Below are 20538 nucleotides of genomic sequence, written 5' to 3' on the forward strand. Positions count from 1 at the left end.
CCGGCCGGTTGCGTGAGATTGACGACGCGTGTTGACGGGTCAGCCGAGCAAGGTGCTCAGTTCGACGTGCGGAAGACCGAGGTCCTCGGCGACCGAGCGGTAAACGACCTGCCCGTCATGCGTGTTGAGACCCAGCGCGAGCGCGGGGTCGCGGCGCAGCGCGTCCTCCCAGCCCCGGTTCGCGAGCTCCACGATGTACGGGAGCGTGGCGTTGGTGAGGGCGTAGGTCGACGTACGCGGCACTGCGCCCGGCATATTCGCCACGCAGTAGAACACCGAGTTGTGGACCTGGAAGGTCGGCTCGGCGTGCGTGGTCGGACGCGAGTCCTCGAAGCAGCCGCCCTGATCAATCGCAATGTCGACAAGTACACTTCCGGGCTTCATCTTGGCGACGAGCGCGTTGGTGACGAGCTTCGGCGCCTTGGCACCGGGGATGAGCACGGCGCCGATGACGAGGTCCGCGGCGACGACCGCCTTCTCCAGCTCGAACGCGTTCGAGACGATCGTCTGCACCTTGGTGCCGAAGATCCGGTCCGCCTCGCGGAGCTTGTTGATGTCCTTGTCCAGCAGCGTGACGTGGAAGCCCATGCCGATGGCGATCTGCGTGGCGTTCCAGCCGGAGACGCCGCCGCCGATGACGACCGCCTCGCCCGCCGCCGTACCGGGCACACCGCCGGGCAGCACACCGCGGCCGCCCGCCGAGCGCATCAGGTGGTACGCGCCGACCTGCGGGGCGAGCCGGCCGGCCACCTCCGACATCGGGGCGAGCAGCGGCAGCTGGCGGTTCGCGGTCTCGACCGTCTCGTACGCGATGGCCGTGGTGCCGGACTCCAGCAGGGCGTCCGTGCACGCGCGGGAAGCGGCGAGGTGCAGGTAGGTGAAGAGCGTCTGGTCCTTGCGGAGGCGGTGGTACTCCTCGGCGATGGGCTCCTTGACCTTGAGCAGCAGGTCAGCGGCGGCCCACACCTCGTCGGCCGTGGGGAGGATGCGCGCGCCTGCGGCCACGTACTCCTCATCGGTGATCGCGGAGCCGACGCCCGCACTCTGCTCGATGACGACCTGGTGTCCATGGCGCACCAGCTCGTGCACGCCTGCCGGGGTGATGGCCACCCGGAACTCGTTGTTCTTGACCTCGCGGGGGATGCCGACCAGCACGTCGATCACGGTCCTTGAATCTGGGGGGTGATGTTCTGGAGATGACGCATATATCCGGCAATGCACAGCAGAGCTGAGGCATCCCGGATGGACGCGATGAAAACCAGTGTTAATGAAGGACTTCGCGCTGTCTAGCCTTCCAAAGCAATAATCTTCAGTCGAGCCACCACGGATTTCGTAGGCAAATCTCTAATCGGCCAGCAATCTCTCAGCCGAACCGCGGTGGAGCTGGGCCGCCGCCGAGTCGCCCAGCCGCTCCAGGGTGTCGGCCAGCCGCAGGTGCAGCGCCGCCTGAAGCCGCACGTCATCGGCGCGCCGGGCCCACTCCACCGCCTCCGTGCAGGTGCGGAGCGACTCGTCGGGGCGCCCCGCGTACTCCTGCACCCGGGCCACCTCGCTGAGCGCCCGCGCCTGGGCCGGCAGGTCCCCCGCCCTGCGGTACCCGGCCACGGCTGCCCGCCAGCTGCGCAGCGCGTCGGTGTAGTGGCCCGCATAGGTGTGCACGGTGCCGAGCCGTCCGTGGAGCCGGGACTCGTCCGCCAGTTCCCCCCGCGCCTGCCGCTGGGAGAGCGCTCGCCCGTACCAGTCGCAGGCCCGCTGCCAGTCCCCCAGCTCCTGGTAGGCGCCGCCGACGGATTCCGTCGCCCGGCCGGTCGCGTACGGGTCGTTCGCCGCGCGTCCGGCGTCCAGCGCGGCCCGGTAGCGGTCCAGGGCCTCGCGGGTGCGGCCGGTCCGCGCGTCGAGATCGGCGAGGTTCAGCAGCGCCGCCGCCTGCTCCCGGTGCAGCCCGCGCCGCTCGGCGACGCCCAGCACCAGCTGGTGGAGGCCGTACAGCTCGGCGGCGGCGGCCTCGGCACCGCGGTGCGCGGTCAGGGCCCTTACGAACGCGGCGACCAGCCGTCTGGCCAGCGTGTCCAGCTCGCCGTCCGCGACCGCCAGCCGTGCGCTCGCGAGCAGCGCGGGCTCCCGCAGCCGGAGCCACTCGGCGGCGGCCGGGGCGTTCGCGAAGCGCAGCGTGCGGGGCAGCCCGGCCAGTTTCCTGCGGGACGGCGAGCCGTCCGGGTCGGTGACCGCCCGGCAGGACTGGAGCAGCCGCACGGTCCGCTCCAGCAGCCGCGCCCTGGCCAGCTGCACCTCGGCGGGCCGGTCCTGGGCCTCCATCAGTGCGCGGAGCAGCGGGGCGAGGCAGCCCGGCACCTCGAACTGCCCCTCCGAACAGGCGCGCAGCAGGCCCAGCCCGGCGAAGTCCTCCAGGGTGGACCGGGCGGCGGACACCGAGCAGCCGGCCAGCGCTGACGCCGTGTGCGCGTCGGCCAGTCCGGCGGGGGCGAGGGCCAGCAGCCGCAGTATCCGGGCGGCCGGCTGCGGGAGGGAGCCGTACACGAACCGGAAGGCGCGGGCCAGCGGGCGGGCGGCCGCGGGCCCGTCATCCGCGTCGGGCAGGTTCCGGAACTGCTGGGCGACGTCCGCGACCGACAGCTTGGGCCTGGCGGCGAGCCAGCCGCCGAGCAGCACCAGTGCCGCGGGCTGCCCGCCGCACTCCTCGGACAGCGCCTCGGCGGTCCGCGGGTCCACGGTGACGCGGACCGCGCCGGTGAAATCTCCCAGCAGTCCGACGGCGGACCCGGTGTCCAGACCGCCGAGCGTGCAGGGCCTGACATCGGGGATACCGGTCAGCGGGCCGGTGGAGACGGCCACGACCAGGGAGTCCGAGATGTCGGGAAGGAAAGGATCGACCTGTCCGGCGTCGGCCGCGTCGTCCAGGACGAGCAGGACCCGGCGCCCGGCCAGTGCCTCGCGGACCAGTCCGGTGAGGTCGTCGTCGGCGGCGCCCGCGGGAGCGGGGACGCCGAGCGCGCCGAGCAGCCGGCGTGCGGTGTCCCCGTCGGGCACCCGGTCGCCGCCGGGTGTGGTGAGCCGGGCGCTCAGCACCCCGTCCGGGTAGTCGGCGGTGAGCTGTCCGGCCAGTTCGGCGGCGAGTGCGCTCCGCCCCGACCCCGGCTTTCCCGCGATGAGCAGCACCCGGGGGCGGGCGCCCTTGCGGCCGGCCATGGTGTCCAGACCTGCCCGCTCGATGTCGGCGCGCAGCGCCTTCAACTCCCGCTGCCTGCCGAAGAAGTGACCGGTCGTCCGGTCGGCGTCCGATGTCGTGACCCGGTCGACCGCGTCCACCGCCTGATCCGTCACGGGCTCGCTCCGTCCGCCTGCGCACCGGCCCGCCGGGGGCCCGGACGGGACGGTGCCGAGCGTAGTTCACGTATTCAGACGAACCAGGTGGGGCGGGGCGGGCACAGTAGGCATGTCCCTCAATCGGATCAGCAGATCATCAGATCGAAAGCCGAAAAGAGGGGCCGAAAAGAGGGGGCCGGAAAGTGCCGGTGGCCGGGCGGTGCCGTTCTACGCCTCGAAGGGCCGGGCGGGCCAGGGGGCGTCGGCCGGGCGCAGTGCGTCCAGGCCGTCGCCGTTGAGGGCGGCGGTGAGCGCCAGGGCCCCCACGACCAGGCAGGTGTTGTGCAGCTCTCCGGCGAGCGCGCCCCGGACGAGCTCCGCGGGGTCGACCCGGGCGTGCTCCATGTCCGCCTCCTCCTCGGAGACCTCGAAGCGCGCGCCCTCGGCCTCGGAGACCTCACGGGCGAGGAAGATCCGTACGGCTTCGTCGCAGCCGCCCGGCGTCGGGTACACATCGGCGAGCACCCGCCAGTTCTCGGCCTTGACGTGCGCCTCTTCGTACAGCTCGCGCTGCGCGGCGTGCAGCGGGTTCTCGCCGGGGATGTCGAGCAGTCCCGCCGGGATCTCCCAGAGCTTCTGCCGTACGGGGTGGCGGTACTGGCGCAGGACGATGACCTTGTCCTCGTCATCGAGTGCGAGGACGGCCACCGAGCCGGGGTGGACCTGGTAGTCGCGGTGCACGACGGTCCCGTCGGGCATCACGACGTCGTCGGTGCGGACGCTGGTCTTGTTCCCGGTGAAGGGGGTGGTGGTCGCGGTGACCTGCCACTCCTCTGCGGTGTCCCTGATGGCCATGGAAGCGTCCTCTCAAATGCGGAAACCGGGGCGGGGGCTCATGAGAACCCCGCCCCGGTCAACCGTAACGCCCGTGTCCGCGTGCTACTTGCCCGTCTTGCGCGCCACGGCGGCCTTCACCAGACCCGCGAAGAGCGGGTGCGGCCGGGTGGGCCGGGAGCGCAGCTCCGGGTGGGCCTGGGTGGCGACGAGGTAGGGGTGCACCTCGCGGGGGTACTCGACGTACTCGACGAGCTTGTTGTCGGGGGACGTGCCCGAGAAGACCAGACCGGCCTTGGTCTCCAGCTCGGCGCGGTAGGTGTTGTTGACCTCGTAGCGGTGGCGGTGGCGCTCCTCGACGTACGGCTGGTCCTCGTACGCCTCACGGACGAGCGAGCCCTCGGCGAGCTTCGCCGGGTAGAGGCCGAGCCGCATGGTGCCGCCCAGGTCGCCGGCGCCCTCGACGTAGGCCAGCTGCTCCTCCATCGTGGAGATCACCGGGTGGCCGGTGGCCGCGTCGAACTCGGTGGAGTTGGCATCGGGGATGCCCGCGACGTTCCGCGCCGCTTCGATGACGATGCACTGGAGGCCCAGGCAGAGGCCGAGCAGCGGGATCCGGTTCTCGCGGGCGTACTGGATCGCGCCGACCTTGCCGTCGACCCCGCGCTCGCCGAAGCCGCCCGGGATGCAGATCGCGTCGACGTCCCCGAGCTGCTTCTTCGCGGCGGCCTGCGTTTTGCAGTCGTCGGAAGTGACCCACTTGACCTTGACCCGGGCCCGGTTGGCGAAGCCGCCCGCCCGGATGGCCTCGGTGACCGAGAGATAGGCGTCGGGCAGGTCGATGTACTTGCCGACCAGCGCGACGGTGACCTCGTGGTCGGGGTTGTGGACGCGGTCGAGCAGGTCGTCCCAGGTGGACCAGTCCACGTCGCGGAACGGCAGGTCGAGCTTGCGGACGACGTAGGCGTCCAGTCCCTCGGTGTGCAGCACCTTCGGGATGTCGTAGATCGACTTGGCGTCGACGCAGGCCACCACGGCGTCCTCGTCGACATCGCACATCAGCGAGATCTTGCGCTTGATGGCGGTCGGTACGTCGCGGTCGGCGCGCAGCACGATCGCGTCGGGCTGGATGCCGATGTTGCGCAGGGCCGCGACGGAGTGCTGGGTGGGCTTGGTCTTCAGCTCGCCGGAGGGGCCGATGTAGGGCAGCAGCGAGATGTGCACCACGAAGACGTTGTCCCGGCCCACCTCGTGGCGGACCTGGCGGACGGTCTCCAGGAACGGCAGCGACTCGATGTCGCCGACCGTGCCGCCGACCTCGGTGATGACGACGTCGACGTCGTCCGTGGCCATCCGGCGGATGCGGTGCTTGATCTCGTTGGTGATGTGCGGGATGACCTGCACCGTGTCACCGAGGTACTCGCCGCGCCGCTCCTTGGCGATGACCGTCGAGTAGACCTGTCCCGTCGTGACGTTGGCGGAACCGTCGAGGTCCACGTCGAGGAAACGCTCGTAGTGGCCGATGTCCAGGTCGGTCTCGGCGCCGTCGTTGGTGACGAACACCTCACCGTGCTGGAACGGGTTCATCGTGCCCGGGTCGACGTTCAGGTACGGGTCGAGCTTCTGCATCGTGACCCGCAGGCCGCGGGCCTTGAGGAGCGCACCGAGACTGGAGGCGGTCAGACCCTTGCCGAGGGAAGAGGCGACACCCCCGGTGACGAAGATGTGCTTGGTCGTCGCGGATGTTGAGTTGCGGGCCTGCATGGCCAAGAGGGGGCTCCCGTGGTCGCGATCTGGAGTGCGTGCCGACACGGGGCCCGGAGAATTCCGGGGGTGCCGTCGCTGCGGTTCGGGGCGTAATGACCACCGGTCCACGGGCCACCAGGGTATCAGCGACGGCGGGAGACCGCTCCCGGCCACGCACAGCACCCCCTCCGCCACACACAGCTCAACCTTCACCGGACGGCCGCAATCCGGTCACTCAACACTCACCCGTTCGGACCAGTCAGGGTGCCTGGCAGGTCATGCGGATCACCTGGGTGCGTCGTATCCTGCTCGGACACTCGCTGCCGAGACGGCCGGAAGCCGGCACCACCCCCGCCCGTTCTCCGGAACTTGCGCCCGCCGGCGCTCGTCAGCGCTTATTCCAAACAGCCCTTGACTGCAACACAAGCGCCCCGAGGGGCGACGTGGCCGTTCGACTGGAGATTGCACGTGGCCGGGCGCATCGAGGATTACGCACTCATCGGAGACATGCAGACCGCCGCCCTGGTCTGCCGGGACGGGACGGCCGACTGGCTGTGCCTGCCCCGCTTCGACTCGCACGCCGTCTTTGCCGGACTGCTGGGGACCGAGGAAAACGGTTTCTGGCGGCTGGGACCCGCGCATGCCCCTTCGGCATGTCCGCCGGTCGCTGACCGGCGCCGCTACCGCGGGGATTCACTGATCCTCGAATCGGAGTGGGACACGCCGCGCGGCACCGTCCGTGTGACGGATTTCATGCCGCCGCGTGACGGCGCCCCCCAGCTGATCCGGATCGTGGAAGGGGTGAGCGGGCGCGTCCCGATGCGCTCCGCACTCCGGATGCGGTTCAGCTACGGGCGGGTGACGCCCTGGGTCCACAAGGTGGACGGGCGCACGGTCGCGGTCGCTGGGCCCGACTCCGTCTGGCTGGACACCTCGGCCGACACCTACGGCGAGGACCTCACGACGTACTCCGACTTCACCGTCGGACCGGGCGACAGGATCGCCTTCACCATCAGCTGGGAGCCCTCGCACAAGGCCCCGCCCGCGCTGCCCGAGCCGGAGAACTCGCTGGTGGCCACCGAGGACTTCTGGCGCGACTGGGTCGAGCAGTGCACGTACCACGGCCCCTACCGCGAGGCCGTGGTCCGCTCGCTGATCACCCTCAAGGCGCTCACCTACGCGCCGACCGGCGGCATCGTCGCCGCGCCGACGACCTCACTGCCCGAGGACATCGGCGGCTCCCGCAACTGGGACTACCGCTACACCTGGCTCCGCGACGCGGCGATCACGCTCTCGTCACTGCTGCGCACCGGCTACCGCGAGGAGGCCCGCGCCTGGCGCGAGTGGCTGCTGCGGGCCGTCGCGGGCGACCCGGAGAACCTGCAGATCATGTACGGGATCGCCGGGGAGCGCGAGCTCGGCGAGGCGGAGCTGGATTGGCTGCCGGGCTACGAGAACTCGGGCCCCGTCCGGGTGGGCAACGGCGCGGCCGGACAGCTCCAGCTCGATGTGTACGGCGAAGTCACCGAGGCCCTGCACCTCGCCCATATGACGGGCCTTGCCCGCAGCGACTACGCGTCCCTGCTCCAGCTCAAGCTGATCCGGTATCTGGAGGACCACTGGGACCAGCCCGACGAGGGCATCTGGGAGGTGCGCGGGCCGCGCCGCCACTTCGTGCACTCCAAGGTGATGGCCTGGGTCGCCGTCGACCGGACCATCAAGCTGATCGAGTCCGGGGACGCCGACGGGCCCATCGAGCGCTGGCGCGAGCTGCGCGACGACATCCACCGCGATGTCTGCGAGCGGGGCTACGACAAGGAACGCAACACCTTCACGCAGTCCTACGGCTCGAAGGAGCTGGACGCGTCCCTGCTGCTCATCCCGCAGATGGGGTTCCTGCCGCCGGACGACAAGCGCGTCATCGGCACCGTCGAGGCCATCCAGCGCGAACTGTCCACACCGGACGGCTTCGTCCTGCGCTACCCGACCACGGGCGGCGCCGCGGGCGTCGACGGACTGGAGGGCGACGAGGGCGCCTTCCTCGCCTGCTCGTTCTGGCTCGCCGACGACCTGGCGATGATCGGGCGGGTGGACGAGGCGCGCAAGCTCTTCGAGAAGCTGCTCGGGCTCCGCAACGACCTCGGGCTGCTCGCCGAGGAGTGGGATCCCAGGCTCCAGCGCCAGGTGGGCAACTTCCCGCAGGCCTTCAGCCATGTGCCGCTGATCGACACCGCGCTGCGGCTCACGGCCTCGGGGGCCTACGGAGGGTGACCTGCTGTGGGATCCCGGATCCCGGGTCCTTTTCCCACCGGCGATGTCCACCGCGTGGCCAATAGGACAGGGGGATGGGATTCCTGCCCCCCGTGAGCAAGTAGTTCCCCTCTTTGTGTACGGGACCGCCCCGGTCAGCGTCTGCGTGCGCGGCCGGGGCAGGACTCCGGCGTTTGGCGGCCAGTGGGGCCGCCTGGGAAATCGCGGGGTCGGTGATCCGACGGGTACGGCGGTGGCCGCGCCTTGTGAGCGGCTGCGTGATCCCCCCACGGACTACATGATCTGCGCGGCGTAATTCCCCACCTGGGCCGGGACCGTGACGGGCCGCCCGACTGCTGAGTGTGGGGCTGGTCCGGTCAGTCAAGGGCGCCTTCGGCGGCGCTCCGCGCACTGGTGGGGTGCCGGTATTCGAGAGTTGCAGTATTCGCCCGCAGGACGAGCGGCCCCGCACCCGGCCCGGTCACGTCAGCGGTGACAAGGCGTACGGCTCTCGCCGCAACGGGTGTCCCGTCTCGCTGCCGATGAGGGAGGCGACTACAAGAAGGTCATGCCGGTTCGGAACGTTCTCTCATACTGCCCTCTGACACGCCCCCTGTCCGGGACTTCCCACCGGTCACCGTACAGACCGAGCTTGCTGCGGATCTGGTCGGCGTAGGGTTGATCGAGTTCGGTGAGGATGTCCAGGGCCTGTTGCCAGGCATCGTGGGCTGCATCGGGGCAGTGCGCGGCATGGTGGGCGTCGCCGAAGCGATTGAGGATGTCTGCTTCTAGCGGGCGGTCGCCGAGGCCGCGGCACAGATCAAGGGCGAGTCTGTAGCACGCGACGGCTTGAGTGTGCTGACCCAGGCAGCTGTGGGCGTAGGCAATGCTGTCCCAGGCATGGGCCTGCCGTTCACGGTCGTCGAATTCTTCAAGGACAGGCAGAGCCTGTCGGCAGCAGGTCAAGGCCTGTGCATAGTCGCCAAGGCGCGCGTGCGACCAGCCGATGGCGGTCAGGGTCTGGGCCTGCCCCAGCCGGTGGCCACGGGACTGGTACAAGGCGTGGGCCTGACGGGCAAGTGCACGTGCTTCGGCAATGGCAGGAGGGCTCTGCCATGCCTTCACTCTGGCGAGTTCGATGTACGTATCGGCCTGCCCATCCAGGTTACCGATCCGGCCGAACAGGTCGAGTGCCTGGCGCAGGTGATGCTGGGCGTCCTCATAGTTGCCATGGCGGCGGTGGGCGCGGGCGACGATATTGTGGGCGATGGCCTTCCCGAGGGGGTCGGCCAGCCGGTCGGCGGCGTCTATGGCGGTGTTGCCGACGGCGGCAAGGTCGTGCCAGTTCCCGCGCCGATCGAGGTAGGTGGCGAGGGAGTGGGCCAGCTGCCAGGTGTGGGCGTGGAAACCGGTGGCGGCGGCGTGGCCTACGGCGCTTAGAAGCACGGCATGTTCGGTGGTGAACCAGGCCAGCGCCCGCTCGTGATCGGCGAAGTGTTCCAGGCAGACCCCCGGTTGCGGCGGGGGCAGGTTCAGCGGGTCCCGGCCCCGTTCCAACAGCAGGGCGGCGTCGTGTGCGGTATGCCCATAGTGATCCAGCATCCGGTGCACTGCAGCGCGGCGCTCCTGGCCAGGGTCAATGGTGTTGGCCTGCTCACTGGCGTAGGCGCGGAGCAGGTCGTGGAGTTCGAAGCGCCCGCTGCGCTTTTGCTGGAGCAGGTGTTCGTCCAGGAGCAGTTCCAGTACCTCGGCGGCCCCGCCGGCGGTGATGCCCGCCAATGCGGCGGCCGCCGCTGCGCTGAAGTCCGGGCCGGGGTGAAGGCCGATGAGGCGGAACACCTGCTGTGCCCTGTCTGGGAGTGCCTGGTAGGACGCGTCGAACACAGGGCGTATTGCGCGGCCGCCGGCGCTGATCGCCTCCAGACGCCCGGCCTGCATCCGGTCGGCGAGTTCGGCCAGGCTCCAGGCGGGCCGGGAGCGTAACCGGGCGGCGGTCAGCGCCAGGGCGAGTGGGAGGCGGTCGCAGTACCCGATGACGCGTGCGGCAGCTTCGGGTTCGGCGGCCACACGGTCGTGTCCGGCGATCCGGGTGAGCAGGTCGAGTGCTTCGGTCTGGGTGAAAGTGTCGATCAGGTGCGGGGAGGCACCGTCGAGTCCGGCGAGACTGCGGCGGCTGGTGATCAGGACCAGGCATGTGGGCCCGGCTGGGATGAGGTCGCGGACCTGGTCCTCGGTGGCGGCGTTGTCCAGCAGCACCAAGGCACGGCGATCCCGCATTCGGTCGCGGTACATCGCCGCCCGCTCGTCCCGACTCTCGGGGATCTGCTGCGCGGCTACTCCCAGCTGCCGCAGGAACGCCTCCAACACCGCGGACGGGTCCGCGGGCGGGAGTTCGGGGTCGAAGCCGCGCAGGTTCACATGCAGCTGCACGTCGATGAAGTGCCCGGCGCGTACCAGTTTGTGGGCGGCATGGATCGCTAGCTGGGTCTTGCCGACCCCGGCCATGCCCTCGACCGCGGAGATCACGACCGTGGTCGCACCGCTGCGGTCGTGATGCTGCGTCGCGGCCGCGATCAGGCGCGCGAGTTCCTCACGGCGCCCGGTGAACGTCGCCAGATCCCTGGGTAGTTGACCGAAGACGCCGACTGGGCCGCCGGTCTTGGCCAGCCCGTGGACCTTGATGCATGCCTTGCGCCAGAGATCGACCGCAGGTTCGTCCGCCCCCAGCGCCCGGACGATTCCCACGACCAGGTCCAGGTCCAGGCGACTGCGTCCGGTCTTGAAAGCGTCCACGACCGTGGACAGTGAGACAACCCGTGCCGGTCGCATCAGCGGCCCGACCCTTTTGACAAGCACCCGGTACGACGGCATCCCCGCCCAGGCCCGCAACTCACCCAGCAAACAGACGAACTCCGCCAGATCCGCCGCCTTGCTCGGATCCGGCATAGCACCCCGCTGCCCACCCACGACGCTCGCTCCCCCGTGAAGCCGTGCTGCTGACAAGGAGAGTCTATAAGCGGGCTGTACGGATTCGTACGGAAAACGTGACTCCACTCCAGCGCCCCGGGCAGCCTGGACCTGCCACTTCGCGCAAGGTCGACCCAAGCGGCAGCACGAAACCAGAGGAACAACCAGATGCTCCGGCAAGGGGTATCAACTACACGGGGGAAACACACCCATGCTGAAACTCGGAACGGCCCGACGCACCATCGCCATGGCCGCCGCGACCCTGGCCGTCGCAGGCGGCACCATCATCGACGTCGGCGGAGTCGCACACGCCGCCCCCGCCAACTGCACCATCATCGACATCGGCGCCCCTGGCAACATCTATGTCGGCGGCGAGTACGCCGGCCAGGTGGAGCAGCAGTACGACAGCTGCGGCAGCGCCCGCGCCCACTTCCAGTACTCCTACAGCTACTGGGTCAACCACCGCAACGACCCGCTCCCGAGCAACTGGTCAGCGAACCCCTGCCTCAGGCCGCAAGGGTTCGCCAACCCTCCGTGCAACAACACCGAGACGATCCTCGGCCCGCAGGACGTCACCACCGGCTGGGTTCCGATCCACAACTCCAAGCCCGACACCTGGCAGGCGACGGTCAATATCTCCCTCGCCTGCGGCGAGGGCTACGGCTCGTGGCACGCCTATGCCAGTGGCGCGAACTCGGGCAACAGCGACGCGGGCCCGTGCTGATGGCGTTCAGCGAGATGACTGGAGAGCAGCCCGCGGCCTGTGGGTGAGTTGGCAAGATCGACACAGGCCGTTGACGCACAGACGTCGGGGGGGACCACATGAAACTCGCCCTGAAACTGACGGCCGGAGGCATCGCGGCCGGCCTCACCACCGCTGGCCTCGTCGCCGCAACCCCGGCCGGCGCCCCCGTCGAGAACGTCTCGTGCCCCAGCCCAGTGCCGTCCAGCAGCGGCAAGTACATCCGGATGCCGTCAGCCTGCTCTACCTCGGCAACCTCCACGCGCGCGACGGCACTTCTCTTCACTGTGCAGACAGACCCTTCCCAGCTCCCCATGGCCGCGTGGCTTCGAGTTCCGACAGGACGTCTCACAGCAGCGCCCGCCTACAAGAGGAACGAACCATGAGGTTTCGACGGGCTGTCGCCGGCGGCGCAGCCGCTTTGGCACTTGTCACGGGCATCTCCATTGGCGCTGCGGGCGCCGCCTCGGCCGACCAGTCAGGTGGCGGCTGCCGCTATCTGTCCGCGGATGGCCTTCAAGTCAGGACGTGTGTGGATGGAGACGGCGCGGGTGATATATGGACCGAGGTCCAGACGAGCGGCTCGAACAACACCCACATCAACCGCTGTGCAGAGGTTGTTGACAGCAACCAGAACATTCTCCCTGGCAGCTTGAACACTGCAACGTCGTGTGGGGACCCGGCAGCGATGTCTTCTCCAACACGGTGTTCCCTGGCTCCGGCACCTACTACGGAGTTTCCTTCTTCACCAGTCCTGCCTACTGGTACGGGGGAGAGACGCCGCCGATCTCCATATAGCGGCGAGCACGCAGGAGAAGTAGCTGCACCCACTCCCTCTGCGAGGCATGGCTTGTCGGACAGTTGTCCGTGCCATGACTTGTCAGAGGGTTGTGAACACGGATCGTTCGTCCCGTCCGAATCGAAGGGGAAGACATGCAGTTCAAACTGGGGCGCCGAGTCGCCTCCCTCGCCGCAGTGACCGCACTGACCGTCACGGGGCTGGGGCTCGCGTCGGGAAGCGCATCCGCCGCAACCGGATCCGACTCCAACTCTGCGCACGGCGTGGAGATCACTGGCTGGCACACGTTGGACGACAACCCGTGGGTGTCCGCCCGGCTGTGCAACTACCAGAGCTCGGCGAACAGCTTCTATTTCTGGATCAAGGACACGGCGGGCGACAACGTCACCAGCCCGGGGCACATCACTCCCGTCCTCGCGCCCGGCCAGTGCGACTCCATCTCCGGCGAGGACTACGGCAGCACCCCGATCCAGGTCTACGCGAGGTCCGGAAGCTCCTGGACCTTCGGCACCGACCCGATCTCCCTCGGGTGACAGCCGCCCCGGCCCGCGCCCGCTGACCGTCAGGTCCGGGTGTGCTGCCACCGCCGGGCGGCAGCGCACCCGGGCCCCTGGCTGCGTGGTTCGCCGGCCGGGGTGACCCCGGTCCCTTCACCCCGGCCGAACGTGGCAGAAGGTCCGGTCAGGGCAGGTGTCGACGTCCGGCCGCAGCCATGGCGGGACGTCCGCGGCCAGCACGATACGACAGTCCGCGGCCCTCGGCTTCGGCATCGAGACCAGCGCACGGCGCAGTCGGGTCACGTCGATCCGTCCCTGGTTGAGGCCGGCGTAGAGGGCGCCGTGCCCGCGGCGGTGTTCCGGCGCGAGCGCCAGGTCGACGAGCGTCCGCACCGGCCCAACCGCGCACAGCAGCGCGTCGCACAACTCGAACCAACGCCTCGAACAACGCCTCGCCCCGCGCGGTCAGACACGCGTACAACTCCGCCCGGAAGCATGACACTTCTCGCTTGACCAGCACGGTCAGCGGGACTGGCTCGGTGGAGTCGCAGCGGTAGTAGGCGAGTTCGCCGGTGGTGCGGCTGCGGCGGATCGGGAGCTGGTGGCTGCCCGGCGTCGGGTCGGCGAGGTCGACGACGGTGCAGTCGTAGAGCCGTTGTCCCTTCGCACCGCGCCCGGCCGAGAGATGCACCCCAGGAGGCCCGGCACAAGAGATGCTGCATACCGTGCGGGCTGGCCTCCCCGGCCCACTCCGCGATCGCCCAGCAGTTCTTGTGGGGCAAGTCCGACAGCAGGCCCAGTACCAGCCGCCCGGCCCGCAAACGGGGTTCGTATCGGGCGAATCGGCCCGCGATGCGGCCCATGACCGCCGCGAACGTCTCCCGCCACCGGGCCGGATCCACGCTGTGACCTTTGGCCGCCATCTCATCGTCAGTCCACACAGCTCACGATGGTCAACGGTGGCCACACTCGTCCACCCACCGGACCCGGCCAGCACCATCACGTTCTACGTGCGTTCGGTGAGCAACTCAGCCAGGCGGTCGGCGAATTCGGTGAGCCAGTCCAGCCGTGGTCCGCTGCGGGCGATACGAAAGCCGTGGCGGCGGCCCCAGAACGCAGCCTGGACGGCATGGAACTGGGCCCACCGCTGGACGCGTTCACGGTCGAGTTCTGCGGCCTCGGCGAAGACGTCCAAGACCCGGTGGACAGCCTTGCGCAGGTCATCCGCTTCGAGGAGCATCAGCGCGCGGGACTTCAGCAGTGTGCCGCCGTCGTAGGCGGGGTCTCCCACGTACCCCTTGGGGTCGACCGCCAGCCACGGCTCCCGGTCGGCACGCAGGATGTTCCGGGGATGAAAGTCGCCATGGATGAGGGTGTCCGGCTGGACCCGACCCAGCTCCCGAACGGTCGCCACGGCGGCGTCCAGCACCTTGCGCGGCGGCGCCTGCGGCAGCTCCACGGCGTCCTTGCACAGTTGCTCCTCCCAGACATCGGCCTGCTCACGCAGCCGGGGCAGGCCGGGCAGTGCGGGGATGGCCAGGCGGCGATTGAGCCGCCCGGCGACCGTCACCACCTCGTCGCCGTCCTCGACCTCCGCCAGGGTCGACGGCTGAACCCGCTCCAGCAGCATCGCGAACCGCTCGTCGTCGCGCTCATGCAGTAGGACGGCACCGCACCCACCCCACGCAACGAACGCATCCGGCTCGTGAACGTTGCCGGGATGCGGAAACGACACCTTCAGCACGGCGCCCTCCTCAGCCCGCCGCCGTACCGGAACGATGACACCAACGCCCCCGTGCATGACCTCGCCATCCGGCATACACCCCCAGCGCCCCAGCAGCTCCTCCACGATCCCGGGCAACTCGGCGAGCCACACCACCCCGGCCTCCCCCTCGCGGTCGACAGTGCTCTGTGCGAACTCCTCTGGCATCGCGATCACCCCGGCACCCTAGGCACCATCCCACCGCAGCCACCAAGCCCAGCCGGCCCCGCATTACGAAGATCGCGATCTACAGCTGGAGTACTGAGCGGCCCGGGAGCACCCAGGGGTGCAGCCGCCGCCCCGCGGGAGCACCTTGCCGATTTCTTACCTGTTCCGCTTGCTTGGAGTGCACTCCAAAGCCATAGCGTTGAGGGCATGCCTTTATCACTAGGGTCTCGCCGGCCGTCCCCGAAGGCTGTCCAACTTCTATACCGGCTCCCGGCTGAACACTAATAAGCGGGAGCCAGACGACCAATATCCCAGGAGTATCTCTAATGCAAAAACGCAAACTAGGACAACACCTCGAAGTCTCGGCTCTCGGGCTCGGCTGCATGGGCATGAGTTTCTTCTACGGTCAGCCACAAGACACGGCCGAGATGACGAAGCTGCTGCGGGCGGCCGTTGACCACGGCGTGACTTTCTTCGACACTGCCGAGGTCTACGGACCGTTTACCAATGAGGACTTGGTCGGCCAGGCGCTGGCACCGGTCCGCGACCAGGTGGTGATCGCCACCAAGTTTGGAATCAGGCACGGCGAGCACGGGCCGACCCCGATGTCCGGGGTCGACAGCAGACCCGAGCAGATCCGCCAAGTGACCGAGGCCTCGCTCAAGCGTCTTCAAACCGAAAGCATCGACCTGCTCTACCAACACCGCGTCGACCCCAACGTGCCCATTGAAGACGTGGCCGGCACGGTCAAGGAGCTGATCGCCGAAGGCAAGGTAAAGCACTTCGGCTTGTCCGAGGCCGGTGCCGCGACGATTCGTCGCGCCCACGCCGTTCAGCCAGTAACGGCACTGCAAAGCGAGTACTCGCTCTGGATGCGCGAGCACGAAACCGAAATCATTCCGACCTTGGAAGAACTGGGCATCGGTCTGGTTTCCTATAGCCCGCTCGGCAAAGGATTTTTGACCGGCAAGATCGATTCCAGCACGTCACTGGCCGACAACGACCTCCGCCGCCTGCTTCCGCGCTTCAGCCCTGAAGCACGGCAAACCAACCAGGTGCTGATCGACCTGCTGCAGCAGATTGCCGACGACAAGGGAGCCACTCCGGCCCAGATCGCTCTCGCCTGGGTGCTGGCGCAGAAGCCGTGGTTCGTGCCGATCCCCGGCACCACCAAGCTGCACCGCCTGGAAGAGAACCTGGGCGCACTCGACGTCGAGCTGACAACCGGCGACCTGCATCGGATCGAAGAGGCCGCGGCCAACATCCGGATCCAGGGCGAACGTCTCCCTGAGCAGTTGCAGTCACGGTTCGGCCGCTGAACCCCGCCCGACTTTCTGAGCGTCCGGACCAGGATCCCGGCAAAGTCGGATTTGAGATCGGTCCTCGTCGAAGGTGACGTCGCGGACCCAAGTGCACTCGGTTTTCGATGCGCCAGTGGCCTCGTACCCACGTGGCGAGCTGGCGCGCGGTGGCCTGCTCGGCGGTCAGGCTGGTGACCGCCTGGGCGATCTCGGTGGTCCATTTCGTGCTGTCGAGCCGCCGGGTCTTGCGGGTGATCTGGATGGCTTGGCGGGCGCGCGGAAACAGGATCCCGGCGGCGGTGACGACCTTGACACTGTGCCGCTCGATGCGGCCGTGGGCGCGGTCCTCGCTGTTGTCCACGACCGGAGCGTCCTTCCACGGCAGCGCCTTGATCTGCGTGAACAGTGTCGGCTGGTTGCCCTTGACTCAAACCGGCGCAGGTCCATGCCATGCCGGACAGCAGACCGTTGACCGAGCCCCTGAGCCGAGGGGCGGGGCAGCCGTCCGGGTTCGTGACCAGGATGACGCGCCGGGCCGGAAAGCAGGCCTCAGCCCTTGCCGAAGTGCACCGCGGGGAAGGCGCCCGCTGCCCTGAGGGTTCCGGAGAAGCCGCTGGCCAGTTCGGTGAGGCGTGCGGTGGCGGCCCGGCCGAGGTGGTCGTACGGGGCGGCATCGAGGCGGTCGGTGAGCACCTCGGTCTCGCCGCGCAGGGCCGTGCCCGCCTGCGTGAGGTTGCCTGCCTCGTCCAGCAGGCCGCGCTCGCGCAACTGGTTCCGGGCGGTGTCCCATTGCTGCGCGGACCACCCGCGGGTCCGCATGAACAGTGCCGATGTCGGTGCCGTGCCGGTGGCGTTGTGCAGGACCAGCGCCTCGATGCCGGACAGGCCGGCGATCGCCAGGGCGGCGAGGTGACCGTCACCCCGGTGTTCGCGCAGCAGCGTCGCGGCGTGCCACAGAGCCAGGTGCGGTTCTTCGGGTACGGGGAGGTCGGCGTTGGCGGCGTACAGCGGCCGTGCCTCTCGGCGGCAGGCTTCGGTGGCGTGCAGCGCCAGTTCGGCCGCCTCGGTCATCTTTGTGGACATGAGGGCCTCCTTCCCGAGCAGCCGCTGCAGCGTTCGGTCCGCGCCGCGCAGGCGTGCCGTGAGCACCTTGTCCGGTGTGGTGACGGTCCATGCGGCGGGGATGTACCGCTGCACGTGCTGGTGGTTGAAGTTGTAGAACGTCGCTGTGACGGTGCCCGCGTCGACGGCCCCCAGCGGCGCCGCGCGGCTCGCGAGGTAGACCATGGATCCGCGCTCCAGCCCCAGTGCCGCGAGTTCTTCCTCCGGCTCCGGCGCGAAGTACACGGATGCGTGCAGAGGGCTGACAGCGTTGTGACAGTGGCGGCTCGTGCTCGCCTCGAAGATGGTCATGCGGTGACTCCGGTCTCGGTGATCAGGTGCGGTCAGGCGGGCGGTGCGCGTCAGGCTTCGTCCGTGGCCTCGTGGTGGGGGCAGTCGGTCAGTCCGGCCGCGGTCTGGGTGAGGTGCTGGGTCAGTACCTCGGCTGCGGTGCCGGCGTCGCGGGCGAGGGCTGCCTCCTCCAGTCGGCGATGTTCCAGGGCGCCGTCCCGGTCGGGGTTGCGGTGCGCCGACCAGCGGCGGGCCAGCTCGCTCGCGGTCCACATCCGGTCGAAGGTCTCCAGCAGGACGAGGTTGCCGCACCCCTCCAGCAAGGTGCGGTGGAAGACCCGGTGGACTTCGGCCCATGTGCTGCTGTAGTGCTCGCCCTCCTCCGGTACGTACGCCGGGGTGCGGGTCAGACGGTGGTGGGCGGCTCGTACGCGGGCTTCCCAGTCGACGTCGCCGCGTTCGACGGACATGCGCAGCATGACCGGTTCGATGGTCCGGCGGGCCTCCGCGATCTCCTGCCAGCGGAGATCGGAGAAGGCCGGGACGGCGAAGCCGCGGTTGGGCAGCCGGTCGGCGAGGCCCTCGCCGACCACCCGCACGAGCGCCTCGCGCACAACGGCCAGGCTCACGCCCTGCTCTTTCGCGAGGTCTTGGGGTTTGAGGGCGTCACCGGGAGCGTGGTCCCCGCGCATGATCGCCTCCCGCAGGTGTGTGTAGACCCGCTCGGAGAGCATCTGCTTCCCCGCCGAGGCTGAGGGGTGGGTCGTCTGGGTCATGCCTACACAATAGATGATCAGGAAGATAATCGATTATCGGCATTATCGTCGATCTCGATGGTGAGCAGAAGCGCGACCGCATCGTCTCCTGGCACCGCCACGGTGGGACCTCCCTCGGCCGCATCACCACCACCGGCACCGAGCCGGATGAGTGACGGGCGACGGGCGCTCAGGGCTTCGAGATCATCCCGTTGCCCTTGGCACGTATCCCGGTCACACCCCGACCTGTCCCGGGCAGTACGACACGATGAAGCGACGACCCCGATGGCGCAGTCCCGGGATCACCTCACGAATCCGCGGGCAACGCGCTTCACGACCCCGGCTCACGGAAACCTGCGCCGACGGCTTCGGGTAGCGTCCGGCCTCATGGAGAACCAGGGCGGAATCACAGTGCAGCGGGCGCTTGAGCTGCCGGGACTGCGCGGTGGGCTGCCCGAGGTCGTCGCGGGCGGCGACCGGCTCAGCCGCACGGTCCGGTGGGTGCACGCCGGTGAGGTGCCGAACATCGCCTCGCTGCTCAAGGGCGGCGAGCTGCTGCTCACCACCGGTCTTGGTCTTGGCACCCGCCCCGCCGAGCAGCGGGCGTTCGTCCGCCGGCTCGCCGACCGCGGGATCGCCGCCCTCGTGGTGGAGTTGGGCCCGCGCTTCTCGCGGCTGCCGTCGACACTCGTGGAGACCGCACGGGCGGCCGGGCTGCCGCTGGTCCAGCTGCACCGGGAGGTGCCCTTCGTCTCGGTGACGGAGGAGGTCCATACCGAGATCATCAACGGTCATTACGCCCTGGTGCAGCGCGCCGACGAAGTGCACCGGCGGTGCACACAGGCGCTGCTCGGCGGTGGCGGGGTGCCTCAAGTGCTCTCGATCCTGGCCGAGTTCACGGCCAACCCGGTCTTCCTGGAGACCCCCGACGGACAGCTGCTGTACGCCGCGGGCGAAGGCGAGCCGCTCCAGGTGTGGGAGGGGCTGCGCGGACACCGTCCGGCGGGCGCGGTCCTGGTGGACGTGGCGGGCGGCGGCTCGGGCACCGGTTCGGTACGGGCCAGGCTGGCGCTCCTCCCGGTGTCGGCGCCGCTGGCCCAGGTGCACCGGATGGCCGCCGAGCGGACCGCCGGGATCCTCGCCGTCGTGCTGATGCAGGCCCGGCAGGAGGAGGAGCTGGCAGCGCGCGGGCGCGGTGACTTCCTGACCGACCTGGCCGAGGGGCGGGTCTCCGCCCATGACGCTCCCGCCCAGGCCCGGGTGCTCGGTTTCCGGCCGGGTGAGGGTCCGCTGCTGCCCGTGGTGATGCGGCTGGCGGCCGAACTGTCGCCGTCGGGCAACTGGGCCGTGCTGGCCCGGGCTGTGCTGGAGGAGCTGAGCTCCGTGGGGGTGCCGGTGCTCCTCGGCGTACGCCCCGTGGAGGGCCGGGTCCCACTGCTCCTCGGTCTGCGTACGGAGTCGGAGCGCACCACCGTGGCCGACCGGGTGGCCGTCGCGCTGCGGGCCGGTGTGGCGCGCGCGGGCCTGGAGCGGGCCGGCGCGCATCCGCCGATCGTCGTGGTGGGGGTGGCGGGCGGCTGGGCCGCGGCATCGGCCGGGCTGCGGCACGCCGCCGAGACGGCGACCGCCGCGCAGGGGCTGCCCGACCGCCCCTGGTACGACGCACGGCGTCTCGATATCGACCTGCTGCTCTGGCGGCTGCGCGACCAGCCGGACCTGGCGGCCTTCGTGGACCGGGCGATCGGCCCGCTGCGCGAGCACGACCGCACGTCGCGGCCCGCGCTGCTGCCCACGCTCCAGACCTATCTGGCACACGCGGGCCGCAAGGCCGAGACTGCACGCGAACTGCATCTCAACCGCCAGACGCTCTACAACCGGCTGGCGCGGATCGCCGAGCTCCTCGGTACCGACCTGGACGACCCGCAGACGGTGCTCGCCCTGAGCCTGGCGCTGCGGGCCCGCAGGCACACCCCGTAGCAGGGCGCCCGGCGGCGGGAGCGG

Annotated in this window: 13 protein-coding genes and 2 pseudogenes; 5 read left to right on the top strand and 10 right to left on the bottom strand. The window is 69.5% G+C overall.

Annotated features, from left to right (window positions below):
• Positions 1–39: 39 nt before the first annotated feature.
• The 4 genes from ald to OHB13_RS06560 all read right to left on the bottom strand — a co-directional run bounded on the left by ald (position 40) and on the right by OHB13_RS06560 (position 5922).
• Positions 40–1155 carry an alanine dehydrogenase gene (gene ald / locus OHB13_RS06545; protein ID WP_328380228.1) on the bottom strand — a complete coding sequence of 372 codons (1116 nt, stop codon included), beginning with the start codon at positions 1153–1155 and terminating at the stop codon, positions 40–42.
• 189 nt (positions 1156–1344) lie between these two features.
• A complete protein-coding gene (locus OHB13_RS06550) occupies positions 1345–3342 on the bottom strand; it encodes an AAA family ATPase (RefSeq protein ID WP_405750013.1) in 1998 nt (665 codons plus the stop codon).
• A 210-nt stretch (positions 3343–3552) separates the two neighbouring features.
• Positions 3553–4179, bottom strand: coding sequence for an NUDIX hydrolase (locus OHB13_RS06555; protein ID WP_328376217.1), 627 nt, complete (start codon positions 4177–4179; stop codon positions 3553–3555).
• A gap of 84 nt (positions 4180–4263) precedes the next feature.
• Entirely contained in the window at positions 4264–5922 is a 1659-nt protein-coding gene (locus OHB13_RS06560) for a CTP synthase (RefSeq protein WP_266861189.1), read from the bottom strand.
• Between the two features lie 450 nt (positions 5923–6372).
• Here OHB13_RS06560 and OHB13_RS06565 point away from each other — a divergent pair, with 450 nt between their 5' ends.
• On the top strand, positions 6373–8175 hold the full coding sequence (locus OHB13_RS06565; protein WP_266858447.1) for a glycoside hydrolase family 15 protein: 1803 nt from the start codon (positions 6373–6375) through the stop codon (positions 8173–8175).
• Between the two features lie 534 nt (positions 8176–8709).
• On the opposite strand, the gene OHB13_RS06570 is transcribed toward OHB13_RS06565, so the two are convergent.
• Positions 8710–11100 (bottom strand): tetratricopeptide repeat protein, encoded by a 2391-nt coding sequence (locus tag OHB13_RS06570; RefSeq protein ID WP_328376219.1) that lies wholly within the window; start codon positions 11098–11100, stop codon positions 8710–8712.
• 232 nt (positions 11101–11332) lie between these two features.
• Between OHB13_RS06570 and OHB13_RS06575 the strand changes: the two genes are divergently transcribed.
• Positions 11333–11845, top strand: a complete 513-nt coding sequence (locus OHB13_RS06575) for a hypothetical protein (RefSeq protein WP_328376220.1) — start codon at positions 11333–11335, stop codon at positions 11843–11845.
• 951 nt (positions 11846–12796) lie between these two features.
• A complete protein-coding gene (locus OHB13_RS06580; protein WP_266858440.1) occupies positions 12797–13195 on the top strand; it encodes a hypothetical protein in 399 nt (132 codons plus the stop codon).
• A gap of 129 nt (positions 13196–13324) precedes the next feature.
• On the opposite strand, the pseudogene OHB13_RS06585 reads toward OHB13_RS06580, so the two are convergent.
• The 3 genes and pseudogenes from OHB13_RS06585 to OHB13_RS06595 all read right to left on the bottom strand — a co-directional run.
• A pseudogene (locus OHB13_RS06585) lies at positions 13325–13685 on the bottom strand (transposase); the annotation flags it as partial.
• 112 nt (positions 13686–13797) lie between these two features.
• Positions 13798–14022, bottom strand: a pseudogene (locus OHB13_RS38710) (IS701 family transposase); the annotation flags it as partial.
• A gap of 143 nt (positions 14023–14165) precedes the next feature.
• Positions 14166–15098: an aminoglycoside phosphotransferase family protein gene (locus OHB13_RS06595; RefSeq protein ID WP_328376221.1), complete on the bottom strand. Its 933-nt coding sequence runs from the start codon at positions 15096–15098 to the stop codon at positions 14166–14168.
• 317 nt (positions 15099–15415) lie between these two features.
• On the opposite strand from OHB13_RS06595, the gene OHB13_RS06600 reads away from it, so the two are divergent.
• A complete protein-coding gene (locus OHB13_RS06600) occupies positions 15416–16408 on the top strand; it encodes an aldo/keto reductase (protein ID WP_328376223.1) in 993 nt (330 codons plus the stop codon).
• A 531-nt stretch (positions 16409–16939) separates the two neighbouring features.
• On the opposite strand, the gene OHB13_RS06605 is transcribed toward OHB13_RS06600, so the two are convergent.
• Positions 16940–17803 carry an SCO6745 family protein gene (locus OHB13_RS06605; protein ID WP_266858437.1) on the bottom strand — a complete coding sequence of 288 codons (864 nt, stop codon included), beginning with the start codon at positions 17801–17803 and terminating at the stop codon, positions 16940–16942.
• Positions 17804–17853: 50 nt separating this feature from the next.
• A complete protein-coding gene (locus OHB13_RS06610) occupies positions 17854–18558 on the bottom strand; it encodes a GntR family transcriptional regulator (RefSeq protein ID WP_328376225.1) in 705 nt (234 codons plus the stop codon).
• Positions 18559–18924: 366 nt separating this feature from the next.
• Here OHB13_RS06610 and OHB13_RS06615 point away from each other — a divergent pair, with 366 nt between their 5' ends.
• The gene (locus OHB13_RS06615; RefSeq protein WP_266858433.1) at positions 18925–20514 is read left to right on the top strand and encodes a PucR family transcriptional regulator; all 1590 of its coding nucleotides are present in this window, start codon (positions 18925–18927) and stop codon (positions 20512–20514) included.
• The last annotated feature ends 24 nt before the right edge of the window (positions 20515–20538 follow it).

Origin of the sequence: Streptomyces sp. NBC_00440 (genome assembly GCF_036014215.1) — a bacterium.
Taxonomy (GTDB): Bacteria; Actinomycetota; Actinomycetes; order Streptomycetales; family Streptomycetaceae; genus Streptomyces.